This is a genomic window from Arthrobacter alpinus (genome assembly GCF_001445575.1).
Taxonomy (GTDB): Bacteria; Actinomycetota; Actinomycetes; order Actinomycetales; family Micrococcaceae; genus Specibacter; species Specibacter alpinus_C.
Genome location: NZ_CP013200.1, coordinates 3,419,917 through 3,433,129, shown reverse-complemented (window position 1 = coordinate 3,433,129; position 13,213 = coordinate 3,419,917). Strand labels below are relative to the sequence as shown.

Annotated in this window: 10 protein-coding genes and 4 pseudogenes; 13 read left to right on the top strand and 1 reads right to left on the bottom strand. The window is 62.6% G+C overall.

The window, feature by feature from the left end:
- Positions 1–19: 19 nt before the first annotated feature.
- The 8 genes and pseudogenes from AS189_RS15350 to AS189_RS15320 all read left to right on the top strand — a co-directional run bounded on the left by AS189_RS15350 (position 20) and on the right by AS189_RS15320 (position 7,868).
- The gene (locus AS189_RS15350; protein WP_062290768.1) at positions 20–1,627 is read left to right on the top strand and encodes a carboxyl transferase domain-containing protein; all 1,608 of its coding nucleotides are present in this window, start codon (positions 20–22) and stop codon (positions 1,625–1,627) included.
- A gap of 8 nt (positions 1,628–1,635) precedes the next feature.
- A complete protein-coding gene (locus tag AS189_RS21345; RefSeq protein ID WP_424580710.1) occupies positions 1,636–2,424 on the top strand; it encodes a biotin carboxylase N-terminal domain-containing protein in 789 nt (262 codons plus the stop codon).
- A pseudogene (locus AS189_RS21340) lies at positions 2,358–3,728 on the top strand (biotin/lipoyl-containing protein); the annotation flags it as partial. The gene AS189_RS21345 and the pseudogene AS189_RS21340, both read left to right, overlap by 67 nt.
- Positions 3,729–3,836: 108 nt before the next feature.
- The gene (locus AS189_RS20060; protein ID WP_129587423.1) at positions 3,837–5,000 is read left to right on the top strand and encodes an acyl-CoA dehydrogenase family protein; all 1,164 of its coding nucleotides are present in this window, start codon (positions 3,837–3,839) and stop codon (positions 4,998–5,000) included.
- A gap of 21 nt (positions 5,001–5,021) precedes the next feature.
- Positions 5,022–5,813, top strand: a pseudogene (locus AS189_RS15335) (CoA transferase subunit A).
- A gap of 2 nt (positions 5,814–5,815) precedes the next feature.
- Positions 5,816–6,467: pseudogene (locus tag AS189_RS15330) on the top strand (CoA transferase subunit B).
- Positions 6,464–7,024 carry a MaoC family dehydratase gene (locus AS189_RS15325; protein ID WP_082634348.1) on the top strand — a complete coding sequence of 187 codons (561 nt, stop codon included), beginning with the start codon at positions 6,464–6,466 and terminating at the stop codon, positions 7,022–7,024. Before AS189_RS15330 ends, AS189_RS15325 begins: the two are co-directional and overlap by 4 nt.
- A 34-nt stretch (positions 7,025–7,058) precedes the next feature.
- On the top strand, positions 7,059–7,868 hold the full coding sequence (locus AS189_RS15320) for an HpcH/HpaI aldolase/citrate lyase family protein (RefSeq protein ID WP_062293815.1): 810 nt from the start codon (positions 7,059–7,061) through the stop codon (positions 7,866–7,868).
- A 186-nt stretch (positions 7,869–8,054) separates the two neighbouring features.
- On the opposite strand, the gene AS189_RS15315 is transcribed toward AS189_RS15320, so the two are convergent.
- Positions 8,055–8,630 (bottom strand): NADPH-dependent FMN reductase, encoded by a 576-nt coding sequence (locus AS189_RS15315; RefSeq protein ID WP_062290765.1) that lies wholly within the window; start codon positions 8,628–8,630, stop codon positions 8,055–8,057.
- 131 nt (positions 8,631–8,761) lie between these two features.
- On the opposite strand from AS189_RS15315, the gene AS189_RS15310 reads away from it, so the two are divergent.
- The 5 genes and pseudogenes from AS189_RS15310 (at position 8,762) to AS189_RS15290 (ending at position 13,206) form a co-directional block, all read left to right on the top strand.
- Positions 8,762–9,229, top strand: a complete 468-nt coding sequence (locus AS189_RS15310) for a MarR family winged helix-turn-helix transcriptional regulator (RefSeq protein WP_062293807.1) — start codon at positions 8,762–8,764, stop codon at positions 9,227–9,229.
- 81 nt (positions 9,230–9,310) lie between these two features.
- A pseudogene (gene dxr, locus AS189_RS15305) lies at positions 9,311–10,524 on the top strand (1-deoxy-D-xylulose-5-phosphate reductoisomerase).
- A gap of 40 nt (positions 10,525–10,564) precedes the next feature.
- The gene (locus tag AS189_RS15300; protein ID WP_129587298.1) at positions 10,565–11,896 is read left to right on the top strand and encodes a M50 family metallopeptidase; all 1,332 of its coding nucleotides are present in this window, start codon (positions 10,565–10,567) and stop codon (positions 11,894–11,896) included.
- 119 nt (positions 11,897–12,015) lie between these two features.
- Complete coding sequence (locus tag AS189_RS15295; protein WP_062290759.1) at positions 12,016–12,642, top strand: MarR family transcriptional regulator; 627 nt, start codon at positions 12,016–12,018, stop codon at positions 12,640–12,642.
- Between the two features lie 60 nt (positions 12,643–12,702).
- Positions 12,703–13,206 (top strand): hypothetical protein, encoded by a 504-nt coding sequence (locus tag AS189_RS15290; RefSeq protein WP_062290756.1) that lies wholly within the window; start codon positions 12,703–12,705, stop codon positions 13,204–13,206.
- Positions 13,207–13,213: the final 7 nt, after the last annotated feature.

Below are 13,213 nucleotides of genomic sequence, written 5' to 3'. Positions count from 1 at the left end.
ACGGAGCAGATGAGGGTCGATGGAGACTTTGCAAAGCCAGATTGAGCCGGCCGGGGAGGCGTTTGCGCGCAATGATGCTGCGCAGCGGGCCTTGGTGGAGGAGTTGCGCGGGCATATGCGCACCACGGCGCAGGGCGGGCCGGAAAAGTCGCGCCAGCGCCACGTTTCCCGTGGCAAGCTTTTGCCCCGGGACAGGGTGGACCACCTGCTCGATGAGGGCAGCCCGTTCCTGGAGATTTCACCCCTTGCCGCGCATGAGATGTACGACGGCGCGTCCCCCGGCGCCGGGGTCATCGCCGGCATCGGCGTGGTTGCCGGCCGCCACGTCATGGTGGTGTGTAATGACGCTACGGTCAAGGGCGGCACCTACTATCCGCTGACGGTGAAGAAGCACCTGCGGGCGCAGGAGATTGCGCTGGAGAACCGGCTGCCATGCATCTATCTGGTGGATTCCGGCGGAGCGTTCCTGCCCAAGCAGGATGAGGTGTTCCCGGACAAGGAGCATTTTGGGAGGATTTTCTTCAATCAGGCGCAAATGTCGGCCCGGAAGATCCCGCAGATTGCGGCCGTCATGGGCTCCTGTACCGCGGGCGGTGCATATATGCCGGCCATGAGCGATGAGACGGTCATTGTGCGCAACCAAGGCACCATCTTCTTGGGTGGTCCGCCGCTGGTGAAGGCGGCCATCGGTGAGATCGTCACGGCAGAGGAGCTCGGCGGCGGTGAGGTGCACGCGGGCATCTCAGGCGTCGTCGACCATCTTGCAGAGAATGACGAGCATGCGCTCGCCATCATCCGCGACATCGTGACCACACTGCCGCCCAATCCGGAACCCGCCTGGGCCGTAGCGGACAGTAAGGAACCCGCCGTCGATCCTGCCGAGCTGTACGGTGCGGTCCCCACGGACCTCAACACGCCTTATGACATCCGCGAGATCATCGCCCGGCTCGTGGACGCCAGCAAGTTCCACGAATTCAAGAAGAACTACGGCACCACCCTGGTCACCGGCTTCGCCACGCTTCATGGCCATCCGGTGGGCATCGTGGCCAACAACGGCGTGCTGTTCAGCGAATCGGCCCTGAAGGGAGCCCACTTCATCGAGTTGTGCGACCAGCGCGGCATCCCGCTGATTTTCCTGCAAAACCTCAACGGCTTCATGGTGGGCAAGGACTACGAACACGGCGGCATCGCCAAACACGGCGCCAAAATGGTCACGGCCGTCGCCACAGCGCGCGTGCCCAAACTGACCGTCATCGTGGGCGGATCCTTCGGCGCTGGCAACTACTCCATGTGCGGGCGCGCCTACTCACCACGGTTCCTGTGGATGTGGCCGGCGGCGCGGATCTCCGTTATGGGCGGCAACCAGGCCTCCTCCGTGCTGGCCACCGTCAAGCGAGATGCGCACGAACGCAGCGGCCACGACTGGTCCGCCGCCGAGGAAACCGAATTCAAGGCACCCATCCTGGCCCAATATGAGCACCAGGGCAGCCCCTACTATTCCACCGCCCGCCTCTGGGACGACGGCATCATTGACCCGGCCGACACCCGTACTATCTTGGGCCTAGCCCTGGACGTGTGCGCCAGAACCCCGCTGCCGGAGACCTCCTTCGGTCTCTTTAGGATGTGAGCGCCACCATGAGCGAACGTAGTGAAAAACCACTTTTTGACACCGTCCTCTTCGACACCGTCCTGGTGGCCAACCGCGGCGAGATTGCCTGCCGCGTCATCCGCACCCTGCGAGCCCAGGGCATCCGCTCCGTGGCTATTTATTCCGAGGCCGACGCCGGAGCGCGCCACGTGCGTGAAGCCGACGAAGCCGTGTGCATCGGACCCGCCGCGGCCTCCGAGAGCTATTTGAGTATTGAGGCCGTCCTCGCTGCCTGCCGGGGCACCGGCGCCCAAGCCGTCCACCCCGGCTATGGATTCCTGTCAGAGAACCTCGAGTTCGCCAAGGCGCTGGAAACCGCAGGGATCACGTTCATCGGCCCCAACATTGAGGCCCTGAACGTCATGGGCGACAAGATCCGCTCCAAAAACCATGTTTCCGCCGCCGGCGTCCCCGTGGTGCCCGGCATTTCCAAGCCCGGGCTCACGGATGCCGACTTGATCGCGGCTGCTGAGGACATTGGCTACCCGCTGCTCATCAAACCCTCGGCAGGTGGTGGCGGCAAGGGCATGCACAGCGTGTTCGTCGCCGGGGAACTGCCCGCCACCCTGGCCACCGCCCGGCGCGTAGCCGCCGCCTCCTTTGGCGACGACACACTGTTCCTGGAACGCCTCGTAGCCAACCCCCGGCACATCGAGGTGCAGATCCTGGGCGACAACTTCGGCAATGTGGTCCACCTGGGTGAACGTGAATGTTCGCTGCAACGCCGCCACCAAAAAGTCATCGAGGAGGCGCCCTCGCCCTGCTCTCAGGTTTGACGGACGGTGCTGCTATCCGTGCGCGACTTGGTGCCGCAGCCTGTGCTGCGGCAGCGAGCGTCAACTACACGGGTGCAGGAACTGTGGAATTCCTTGTCTCGGACGACAACCCCGAAGAATTCTTCTTCATGGAGATGAACACCCGCCTGCAGGTGGAACACCCCGTCACCGAAATGGTGGCCCGGGTCCGTGGCGAGGCTCTGGACCTGGTGGCGTGGCAGCTGCGCATCGCCGCGGGGGACAAGCTCGACTTCTCCCAAGACGATGTGAGCCTTGAAGGTCACGCCATTGAAGCCCGCGTGTATGCGGAAAGCCCCGCCGAGGGGTTCCTCCCTGCCACCGGAACCATTGTGTCGCTGGATGAATCCGTCGCAGCCCGTCCAGGCGTGCGTGTTGACAGTTCGCTGGCACGGCGCTTGGAGATCTCTGCGCACTACGACCCCATGCTCTCCAAAGTCATCGCCTGGGGTACCGACAGGGCCCAGTCTCTTGAACGTCTCGATGCAGCCCTGCGCGACTACGTGGTCCTCGGCGTGCCCACGAACGTGGAATACCTGCGCCTGCTGCTGGCCGATACCGACGTCCGGGCCGGGCGACTCGACACCAACCTCATCGAGCGCAAGCTGCCGGACATGACCTTCCGCCACGTTGCCGCCGCCGACTACGCCGCGGCGGCAATCGTGGCGCGGACAAGTGCAGCTCGCCCGGCGCCGGACCGGCATTCCCTCGGCCGTTTCCCGACCGACGGCCGCGGGCGGCCTTACGGTCTCCTTGACGCGGCCTCCGGGAACACCGGCTCCGACGCCTTTGGTGGGACTGGCCCGTGGCAGCGCACCGACAACTGGCGGCTTGGCGATCCCGCACCGTGGCGCAGTAGCTGGGCGGCCCCGGGCCGCACCGGCGTGGTGACGGTCAGCGGCACCCAGACCCCCGGCGGCACAGAGGACAATAGCGGGGCGGAAGGGTCCGGCGTCGTACGTGTCAGTGGGCTGGCCGGGGAGACACAGGAGGTGCACGGATCGTTCGATGGCTACAGCGTGGGCATGCGCGGCGAGACAGTGTTCCTGGGCAGCGGCGGTTGGAGTGTTGCGCTTCAGCGGTTGGATCGTGATGCTGCCACGGCACGCATGCTGGCGGGGCTGGAACGCGAGGACGCCGCGGCCGACCCGCAACTGCGCAGCCCCATGCCGGGCACCGTCACCGTGGTCAACGCCAAAACTGGGGACCGGGTGGAGGCTGGAGCCGTGCTGCTCGCGGTGGAAGCGATGAAGATGGAACACCAAATCACAGCACCCATGGCCGGGATAGTGCATGTAGCTGTCGCGGTGGGCGGGCTGGTCAAGGCGGACCAGATCGTGGCGACCGTGACTCCGGCTAAAGACAATTCAACAACAAGCCCTGAAGGGAATGACGTGCCAAACTTTGAACTCAATGACGAGTACCAGGCCCTCAGCGATATGGTCCGGGACTTTGCCGACAACGTGGTGGCCCCTGTCTCCGCAAAACACGACGAGGAGCACAGCTTCCCGTACGAAATCACGGCGCAAATGGGGGAGCTGGGCCTGTTCGGGCTGCCGTTCCCCGAAGAGTTCGGCGGCATGGGCGGTGACTACTTTGCCCTTTCTCTAGCGTTGGAACAGTTGGGGCGGGTAGACCAATCCGTCGCCATCACGCTGGAGGCCGGAGTATCCCTCGGTGCCATGCCCGTGCACCGCTTCGGAACGCAGGCGCAGAAGGAGCAGTGGCTGCCAGCGTTGACTAGCGGCGCGGCGCTCGCAGGCTTCGGCCTGACCGAGCCCGACGCCGGATCAGACGCAGGGGGAACCGCCACTAAAGCGCGGCTGGAGAACGGAGAATGGGTCATTGACGGTTCCAAACAGTTCATCACCAACTCCGGCACGTCCATCACCAAGTTCGTCACCGTCACGGCCGTCACCGGTACCTCGGAACGGGCAGATGGAAGCGTGAAGAAGGAAATCTCCACCATCATCGTGCCCAACGGCACCCCCGGCTTCACGGTGGAAAAGGCGTACAACAAGGTGGGTTGGAACGCCTCGGACACCCACCCTTTGACGTTCGCCGATGCCCGTGTGCCGGAGGAAAACCTACTGGGTGAGCGCGGCCGCGGCTACGCAAACTTCCTGTCCATCCTGGATGAGGGCCGCATCGCCATCGCGGCGTTGGCCACGGGCGCCGCCCAAGGTTGCGTGGACGAGGCCGTCCGGTATGCCAAGGAACGCAGCGCCTTTGGCCATAACATTGGCCACTATCAGGGCATTTCCTTCAAGATCGCCCGCATGCAGTCCCGCGCGCATGTGGCCCGGCTGGCCTACTATGACGCCGCCTCACGCATGCTGGCCGGCAAGCCCTTCAAGACCGAGGCTGCCATCGCTAAGATGGTCGCAAGTGAGGCAGCCATGGACAACGCTAGGGATGCCACACAAGTCTTCGGGGGCTACGGCTTCATCAACGAGTTCTCCGTAGCCCGCCACTACCGCGATTCCAAGATCCTGGAGGTCGGCGAAGGAACCACCGAAGTCCAGCTGATGCTCATCGCCCGCGAACTGGGCCTCTAAGCCACCCGAAAGGCACCCGCCATGATCAACAAAGTAGTTGCATCCCCGGCCGCCGCAATCCACGACATTCACAACGGCGCATCGCTTGCCGTCGGAGGTTTTGGCCTGTGCGGCATCCCGTGGCGCTCATTGGCGCCTTGCACGACGCCGGCACCTCCGGTTTGGAGACCATTTCCAATAACTGCGGCGTGGACGATTGGGGTCTTGGCATCCTGCTCAGCGACGGCCGCATCCGCCGCACCGTCTCCTCCTATGTGGGGGAGAACAAGGAATTCGCCCGCCAGTTCCTCGCTGGTGAGCTCGAGGTGGAGCTGACCCGCAGGGTACACTCGCGGAGAAGTTGCGGGCCGGTGGCGCCGGCATCCCCGCGTTCTACACCGCGGCAGGTGTAGGAACCCAGGTCTCCGAGGGGGGCCTGCCGCGCAAGTACGACGGCGCGGGCGGGGTTACGATTGCCTCGCCACCCAAGGAGGTGCGCACTTTTGGGACGGCTGAGTTTGTACTGGAGGAATCGCTCACCCCGGACTTTGCGCTGGTGCACGCCTGGAAGGGCGACCGCCACGGCAACCTGGTCTTCCACGCCACGGCCATGAACTTCAACCCGCTGTGCGCCATGGCCGGGAAGATCACCATCGCAGAGGTGGAGGAGCTAGTGGAACCTGGAGAGTTGGATCCCGAACACATCCACGTTCCCGGCATCTTCGTCCAACGCGTGGTGCATGTCCGGCCGGCACGCCGGGCAGTGAGAAGCGCATTGAAAAACGGACCGTGGCTGTTGCCGCTCCGGCTGGCACCAATGGACAGGGAGCGTAACCATGGCACTGACACGCAACGAGCTCGCAGCCCGGGTGGCGCAGGAGCTCCACAATGGGCAGTACGTGAACTTGGGGATTGGCATGCCCACTCTCATCCCCAATTTCATCCCCGCCGGGGTGGAGGTGGTGCTGCACTCTGAGAACGGGATTTTGGGGACAGGGCCCTACCCGGCCGAGTCCGACGTCGACCCTGATTTGATCAATGCCGGCAAGGAAACCGTCACCGTCAAAAAGGGGGCCGCATTCTTTGACTCGGCGCTCTCTTTTGGCATGGTGCGCGGGGGACATGTGGATGTCGCTGTGTTGGGCGCCATGCAGGTCGCCGCTAATGGAGACCTGGCCAACTGGATGATCCGGGCAAGATGGTCAAGGGCATGGGCGGTGCCATGGATTTGGTGTTCGGCGCCAAGAAGCTGATCGTCATGATGGAACATACCGATAGGGACGGCTTTCCCAAGATCGTGTCCGAGTGCACCTTGCCGCTGACAGGTAAGGGGTGTGTGGACCTGATCGTCACGGACCTGGCCGTCATTGAGGTGACAGCCGATGGGCTGGTTTGAAGGAGCTGGCTCCGGGTGTCACAGTGGAGCAGATTGTGGCTGCCACGGGAGCGCCGCTGAACGTGGAGATGCATGATGTGGACAACGTATGAATGAGGGACAAGCAGGCTACCCGAAGGGCCACAAGGTTCACACTGCCCCGGCTCAAGCCCCGGATCAGGAGTCCCAGGAACCCCGGGTGGTGCTGCAGCGAGGACTGTACTTCGAGGAGTTGCAGATCGGCACGGTGTATCAGCACCGGCCCGGGCGCACCCTGACGGAGGCGGATAATGTCCAGTTCACCACCATGACCATGAATACTCAGGCCCTGCACCTGGATGCGGCGTGGAGTGCCGAGCAGCCCTTTGGTCAGCGGCTCATGAACTCCATGTTCACGCTCTCTACCATGGTGGGACAGTCCGTAGCCCAGCTGACCCAGGGCACCATCGTGGCCCAGTTGGGTATGAGCGATATTTCATTCCCGCATCCGATGTTTCACGGCGACACCCTGTACACCGAGACCGTGGTGGTGGAAAAGCGACTATCGGCATCCCGTCCTGGGCAGGGGATTGTGGTGATGGAACATACCGGACGGAACCAGTCCGGCGTCGTGGTTGGAAAAGCCAGCCGCACAGCACTCTTTTGGCTCAAGCCAAGCGAACAACACTAAGGAGTTCACTATTTCTGTGAGCCATGAATTCACCATGGGCCCGGCCCTGCTCTTCGCTCCGGCGGACCGGCCCGAACGCTTTGCCAAGGCGGCCGAGCGTTCAGACGCCGTGATCATCGACCTCGAAGACGCCGTCGCGCCCGAGGCCAAGGCGGCGGCCCGCGCGAATATGGCCGCCTGCACCCTGGACCCGGCCACCACCATGGTGCGCATCAACGCCCTGGACACGGCAGATGCCGCCTTGGACCTCGCCGCGTTGGCGCGCAGCCCGTTCCGGACCATCATGGTGGCGAAGGCCTTTGACCTGGGGGCCATCGTCCGCTTGTCCGAGTACGCCGTGGTGGTGCTGTGCGAAACCGCGGCCGGGATCATAGCGGCAGAGGAATTGGCGAAACTGCCCAACGTCGTGGGACTCATGTGGGGAGCCGAAGACCTGGTAGCGTCCTTGGGCGGAACTTCCAGCCGCTTCACTACCGGAGCTAGAGCTGGTCAGTATCGGGCGGTGGCGCTGCAGGCGCGCTCGCAGCTACTGTTGGCGGCCGGTGCGGCGGGCAAGGTGGCCATCGACTCCATCTACGCAGACTTTGCCGATCTAGATGGATTGGCCGAGGAATCCGAGGACGCTGTTGCGAGCGGCTTCGGCGCCAAGGCGTGCATCCACCCGTCGCAGGTCGCCGTGGTCAGGGACGCCTACCGGCCCTCGGAGGCCTCGGTTGCCGCAGCGCAGGAGTTGCTGGCGGCCGCGGACGCCGCCGGCACAGGTGTGTTTGCGTTCAAGGGCCAGATGGTGGACGGCCCCATCCTGCTCCACGCCAGGCAAACCCTGCGGCGCGCCACCCCTTAGTACTAACGCTTGCTCACATAGGTGCTCTTTTCCCCAACGCTCGCTCACTGGGCGAGCGTTGGGGATTAACGTGCCATATCTGGGCGAGCGTTTCTTAAAAAAGTACGACGCCGGGAGGTTACCTTCATGAAAAAGGTGACCTCCCGGCGTCGTTCACTGCTCGCTGGCGCAAGCGTGAGGTGCTGCTTAGGCTGCAGCCATGGCGCCGTCGCGCACGGTCTTCATGGCGTGGGTCCAGGAAACCAGCTGATCGAACATGGGCTCAACCGAGGCGGCCTGCTGCTCGGTGGGCTTGAAGACGGAGAAGTTCTCGAAGTCGGTGAAGAGGGAGAACATTCCGGTCTTCTGTACGTGGGCAACCTGCAGTTCGGAGAGGATGCCGCGCAGGTGCTCCATGGCACGCGCACCGTAAGCGGAGCCGTAACCCACCATGCCGGCAGCCTTGTTGTTGAACTCAGCGTTCAGGTAGGAGATGGCGTTCGCCAGAGCGGGCTGTACGGAGTGGTTGTACTCGCCGGTGATGAAGATGTAGCCGTCGAACTCGTTCATCTTTGCGGCCCAGACCATGGTGTGTTCGTTCTGGTAGTTCTGGTACGCGGCGGGGTAAGCCTCATCCAGGAGCGGCAGGTTGAAGTCGGCAATGTCAACGAGTTCGTAGTCAGCGTCTCCGCGGAGCTTGGCCTGAGCCAATACCCACTCAGCAACTCCTGAGTTGTTACGGCCGGGACGGGTTGAACCTGTGACGATGGCGATCTTGGTCATGTGAGATGCTCCTTGTGAGGTGGAGACCCGCACCCTTGAGTAGGTGACGTGTCAACTAGAACTTGATGTTTCAATCATTGCGCGAGAAGATTGATGTGTCAACTAACTTTTCTATGAATGTGAGACACATCATGTCCGAGCCCCGTTGGCTCAGCCCCGAGGAGCAGACCACCTGGTTGGAGCTGCGTGAATTCACCTCCGGGTTACCCCGTGCCACCGACAGGCAGTTGCATCAAGAAGCCGGAATGTCAGGCGGCGAGTATGCCGTGCTGGCCGCAGTCTCCGAGGCGCCAGCCGACGGCGTCCGCTCGGGTGACCTGGCCAAGATCCTCGGGTGGGAAAAATCCCGTGTTTCCCATTTGCTGCGGCGCATGGAGTCCAAAGGTTTCCTGGAGCGATGTGCTGTCAGCGCTGACGGACGCGGGCAGGAGATCACGTTGACACCCCAAGGTTGGGACGTTGTCAGAACCGCGGCGCCGGGGCATGTCACCATGGTGCGAGAGACGGTTTTTGACCCCCTCACGGCCGACGAGCAGTTGCAATTACGCAATTCCCTCCGCAAGATCCGCGATGCCGCCATTGAATGTGGCCTCTGGTAGCTGCGCTCCATGGAGGAGTCCGGTGGCCCGCGAAGCGATCGGCGGCCCGCATCACGGCGCAAGTGCGGAATACTGGTAATCATGACGCATCGTAAAGTGATCATCCTTGGCTCAACAGGTTCCATCGGCACGCAGGCGATTGACGTCGTCGACCGTTCCATGCTCCCCGACGGCACGCCACGCTTCAGCGTCACGGCCATCAGCGCTGGCGGCGGAAACCTTCAGCTCTTGGCCACCCAAGCCGTGCACCTGCGGGTTTTGGCCGTGGGTACTGCAGCGGACGACGCCGGGACCTTGCGTTCGCTGATTGAGGCACGTGCCGCCGCCGCTGGCTTGGCTGACTTCAGCCCTGAGATCTTCACCGGCCCGGACGCTTCAACCCTTATCGCGGCCTGGGGTGCGGGCTCAGCTGACGCGGCCGATGTGGTCCTTAACGGCATCACCGGATCCATTGGCCTAGCGCCGACTCTCGCAGCGCTGGGCACGCCGGCCATTTTGGCGCTGGCCAACAAAGAATCGCTCATTGTCGGTGGCGCGTTGGTCAAGGACGCGGCATCACCCGGGCAGCTGGTGCCCGTTGATTCCGAGCACTCCGCCCTGGCTCAGGCGCTCCGTTCAGGGACTGCAGGGGAGGTGGACAGGCTCATTGTGACCGCGTCTGGCGGACCGTTCCGTGGCCGCAGCCGGGAAGAGCTCGCCGACGTGACGCCGGCCCAGGCGCTCAAGCACCCCACCTGGGACATGGGCATGATGGTCACCACCAACTCGGCAACGCTGGTGAATAAGGGGCTTGAAATTATCGAGGCCCATCTCCTCTTTGACGTTCCGTTGGATCGGATCGAGGCCGTGGTGCATCCCCAATCGGTGGTCCATTCCATGGTGCAGTTCACCGACGGTTCAACGATTGCTCAGGCCTCGCCGCCGGATATGCGTCTTCCTATTGCTTGGGCATGGGGTGGCCGGATCGGGTTCCCGGCGCGTCGGCACCGTGTGACTGGAGCAAGGCAGCCACATGGACTTTTGAACCACTCGATAACGTGGCGTTTCCCGCCGTCGAACTTGCCAAGGATGCGGCCCGGCGGGGGAGTACGTGCCCTGCTGTCTACAACGCCGCCAATGAGGAGGCCGTCCATGCCTTCCATGCAGGCCGGATAGGCTTCTTGGACATTGTGGACACTATTGCTCAAGTTCTCAGTGAACACACACCCAGTTCGCAGCTGACGCTACACACCGTATTGGAAGCTGAAGTGTGGGCACGCGCACGCGCCAACGAGCTGCTGGCCGCTAAGGGCTGAGAGACGTATTTGGCCAAGAAATATTGAACGCAGGAAGTAAATTGTGACTGTATTGCTTTTCATTGGCGGAGTGCTATTTGTAGCCGTCGGCATTGCCCTCTCCATCGCGCTGCACGAGGTGGGGCACTTGTTGCCTGCCAAGCTGTTCAAGGTCCGGGTCACCCGGTACATGATCGGTTTTGGCCCCACCGTCTGGTCACGGAAAAAGGGCGAAACCGAGTACGGCATCAAAGCCATTCCGGCCGGCGGCTACGTAGCCATGGTCGGCATGTACCCGCCGAATCCCACGGACGGCAGTGTTCGGCCCTCGAGTACAGGCATGTTCCAAACCTTGGCCACCGAGGCCCGCAGCGCAGCCCATGAAGAAGTGGGGCCGGAGGATGCCAACCGCGTCTTCTACAAGCTTCCCGTGTGGAAAAAAATCATCATCATGCTCGGCGGACCGTTCATGAACCTGCTCATTGGCGTGGTGCTCATGGGTGTCTTGCTGATGGGCTTTGGCATGGCTCAGGCCACCACGACCGTCTCAGAGGTCAACGCCTGCCAAGTTGCCTATGGCGAACCCGTGCCCACCGACTTGAATAACTGCACCAAGACTCCGGCCGCTGCCGCTGGCCTGAAGCCCGGAGACGTCATCATCTCCTTCGACGGCAAGGATGTTTCGGACTGGGCCGCGTTCACAGAACAAGTGCGGGCTTCGGCGGGTAAGACGGTGCCGCTGGTCTACGAGCGTGCTGGGGAGTCCGTCAGTACCACTATCACCCCGGTCTTGACCGCCCGTCCCGTCATTGGCTCCAACGGCCAAGCTGAAGTGGACGCGTCAGGAACTGCCGTCACCGTACAGGCCGGCTTCCTTGGCGTTGGGCCCACCTCAGCTATGGTGCGGCAACCGGCGTCGAGCGTTCTTCCTACGGTGGGGGAGAACATCGTCCAGATTGGTGGCGTTGTCTTCCAGCTGCCGCAGAAGCTGGTGGGCGTGGCCAAGGCGGCCTTCAGCGCAGAACCGCGTGACCCCAACGGCCCCATCTCGGTGGTTGGTGTTGGGCGCGTAGCTGGTGAGGTTGCGGCCATGGAGCAGATTCCCGTGAGCTCCCGCGTTGCCACACTGATCAGCCTGTTGGCAGGGGTCAACCTGGCGCTGTTTGTGTTCAACTTGATCCCGCTCCTACCGCTCGACGGCGGACACGTCCTCGGTGCGCTCTACGAAGGTGTGCGGCGTTTTGTTGCCAAGGTGTTCAAGCGCAAGGATCCGGGCCCGTTCGACATCGCCAAGTTGCTTCCCGTGACGTACGTGGCGGCCGTGGTGCTGATCGGCATGGGTGCCCTGCTGATTTACGCCGACATCGTCAAGCCGGTTAACATCTTTGGTTAGTGTGTTCGGCGGCGCTGGCACTGGCGCATGGCCACGAGTTGCTTGCGAGTACGGATGTCACCGCAAGGAAGCGCCTTAAAATGGTTGATATCAGCTAAACAATCGATTATGGTTTAGTTATGTTTGTTTTGACCATTGACCAACGAGGCAGTCGCACTCACGGCGATAGAGTGCCGGGACTTTTGGCGCTCCTTTCTGATGTGGACGCAGTTCTGGCGTTCGAACGGTCCGTGGGCGATGAAATTCAAGGCGTCCTCGCGGATCCGGAGGCGGTGGTCGAGACGGTGACCCGAGTTCTTCGGGAACGCGACTGGTACATCGGCATTGGACTAGGTGCAGTTGACCTGCCGTTGCCGAAAAGCTCCAGAGAAGCCTCGGGCAATGCCTTTATTGCAGCACGGGAGGCTGTCGAATCCGCCAAGAAAACCGGAGACCGCGTCCCGCTGTGCGTGCGGACACCCGTTTCAGCAGCTGCGCATTGGGCTGCGGCCGCAGAAGGTGTTCTGGTGCTCCTTGGTGATGTGGTCCGGAAGCGTTCCAACGCTGAATGGCGGGTCATTGACGCACTTGACGCGTCTCCTGGAGTGGCCCAAAAACAGATTGCCAAGCAGCTGGAGATCAGTCCGCAGGCCGTCAGTAAGTCGATATTCCGCTCTGGCCGGCAAGAAGAACTGGCAGGGCGGCGTGCCGCGGCACTTCTTCTAGAAGAAGCTCTGCGCGGTATAAATGTCGGTGGTACCGGATAGATTTCAATTATGAAAATGTCAAGGGACCCAACGGGCGGTTGCTGACGCAAGGGAGTGTGTATGGAAGCGCTGTGGATAGCTGCGGCACTAGTGGTGGCCGTCATGGGTGGTTGGCCGGTGACGGCCGGGATACTCAAGCTCGCCAGGTCCAAAACGGTGCGGGCTGCGGACGCGGCTGAAGCTGACGGTCAAGCGCCCGCTGATCTCGACGGCACGGACCCGGTATCGGCTGCCGAAACCTTGCCGGTTGGCGATCCCGACACGGAAGCCTCACCCGAAACCGCCTCCGAAGCCGCCCTGGAATCCGCCACACCGTCAGCACCCAAAACTGAAGTGTTGCGTGGCGGCCTGCTGATCGGTTGCCTGGAACGTGCAGCCGTAGCTGTGGCCATTCTTTCTGGACAGCCGGTAGCTATCGCCTATGTGGTGGCCATCAAGGGCCTCGGCAGATATCCAGAGCTGAAAGACACGCCTGCTGCGAGTGAGCGGTTCATCATTGGCACGCTGGCATCTATGCTGTGGGCCGCCAGTGTTGCGGTGCTGACCAAAGCGCTCCTGTTATAGGGTGAAC

What these genes read in the sequence shown, in the direction of transcription:
- AS189_RS15320 (WP_062293815.1), top strand. Translation starts at nt 7,059, where the DNA reads ATGGGCCCGGCCCTGCTCTTCGCTCCGGCGGACCGGCCCGAACGCTTT.
- AS189_RS15295 (WP_062290759.1), top strand. Translation starts at nt 12,016, where the DNA reads ATGTTTGTTTTGACCATTGACCAACGAGGCAGTCGCACTCACGGCGAT.
- AS189_RS15325 (WP_082634348.1), top strand. Translation starts at nt 6,464, where the DNA reads ATGAATGAGGGACAAGCAGGCTACCCGAAGGGCCACAAGGTTCACACT.
- AS189_RS21345 (WP_424580710.1), top strand. Translation starts at nt 1,636, where the DNA reads ATGAGCGAACGTAGTGAAAAACCACTTTTTGACACCGTCCTCTTCGAC.
- AS189_RS15310 (WP_062293807.1), top strand. Translation starts at nt 8,762, where the DNA reads ATGTCCGAGCCCCGTTGGCTCAGCCCCGAGGAGCAGACCACCTGGTTG.
- AS189_RS15290 (WP_062290756.1), top strand. Translation starts at nt 12,703, where the DNA reads ATGGAAGCGCTGTGGATAGCTGCGGCACTAGTGGTGGCCGTCATGGGT.
- AS189_RS15315 (WP_062290765.1), bottom strand. Translation starts at nt 8,630, where the DNA reads ATGACCAAGATCGCCATCGTCACAGGTTCAACCCGTCCCGGCCGTAAC.
- AS189_RS15350 (WP_062290768.1), top strand. Translation starts at nt 20, where the DNA reads ATGGAGACTTTGCAAAGCCAGATTGAGCCGGCCGGGGAGGCGTTTGCG.